General features: G+C 67.4%; 1 protein-coding gene. It reads right to left on the bottom strand.

Annotation, left to right across the window (positions count from 1 at the left end; translation table 11 throughout):
- Positions 1-1081, bottom strand: a 1081-nt coding sequence (locus AB0M08_RS47530; RefSeq protein WP_364508972.1) for a transposase, incomplete at its 3' end; no start/stop codon positions are given.
- Positions 1082-1146: the final 65 nt, after the last annotated feature.

The following is a 1146-nucleotide window of genomic DNA, read 5'->3' on the forward strand; positions in this document are numbered from 1 at the left end:
GGGTGTGCAGGGTGGCGGTCATCGTGGCGTCCGCAACGGTCGCCGTGGTGGTGGCCACGTTCGTGATCAGGTTCGGGTGTTCCCCGCGGCGGGGCCCGGCCGTGTGGTCGCTGGTGGTGCCGGTGGGTTCGGGTGGGTCGCAGGTTTCGGTGAAGTGGACTTTGTAGCCACGCCAGCTCATGCCGCGTTTGGTGCTGTAACGGGCGTCCAGGTCGAACGGGGAAGCGATTTTGTCTCTGGCGGGCGGGAGTCCGTCCCCTGTGGGGGCGGGGTCCCGCCGTCGTACCTCCTGTCGGCCGGTGCCGTCGGTGTCGCGGTGGAACTGCTGGATCCAGATCAGGCGTAACGTCTGCACCGCGGGTAGATGTGCCAGCCAGTGCGGGGCGTCGCGGTGGGTCACGGCCTCCAGCAGGTGGTAGCCGTCCCGGCCGTACTGGATCATCAACTCGTCGCGTCTGGTCCGGCTCTCGGGCAGTCGCATGCTGTCGATCCGGGCGCCGTAAACCTCGGCCCACGACGCGTCGATCACCGTGACCAGCCAGTCCGGCGCGGTCACGGACAGCGTTTCCAGAGCGGCACGCAGGGTTTCCCCGGCCAGTTCCAGACGGTTCAGTCCACGGATCGCGGCCAGGACATGGGTGGAATCGGTGCGCTGGCGGCCCTTCGGCTTGATCAGTTTCACCGTGATCAGGCGGTGCAGTAACTCGTCCAGGGCCAGAGCGGTCAGGTCGCCGTCGACGAGCCGGGACCGGAACTCGGAGAGCACGCTGGGATCGAAACCCGGATCATCGAGTTCCAGACCGAGCGCGTATTTCCAGGTGATCCGGTCCCGGACCGCCTCGGCGGCCTGCCGGTCGGTCAGGTTCTCCGTGAACTGCAGCACGGTGACGATCATCAACTGCGCCGGTGAGATCCCCGGCCGGCCCCGAACCCCGAACGCCGCCGCGAACCGGGCGTCCTGGTAGACCTGGCCCAGCTCATCACGGATCCGGGTCGCGAGATTCCCCTTCCGGACCGCCGCCCGGACCACCAACGCGGTCTGCTCCGGAACCTCAGGCCACGGCTTCGGCTGCATCGACATAACCACACAACCTACCCACCCAGTCCCACGAACGGACACCAGCACCGAATAAGCCAGCAGGGTCA

The sequence above is a fragment of the Actinoplanes sp. NPDC051851 genome (assembly GCF_040681165.1).
Classification (GTDB): domain Bacteria; phylum Actinomycetota; class Actinomycetes; order Mycobacteriales; family Micromonosporaceae; genus Actinoplanes.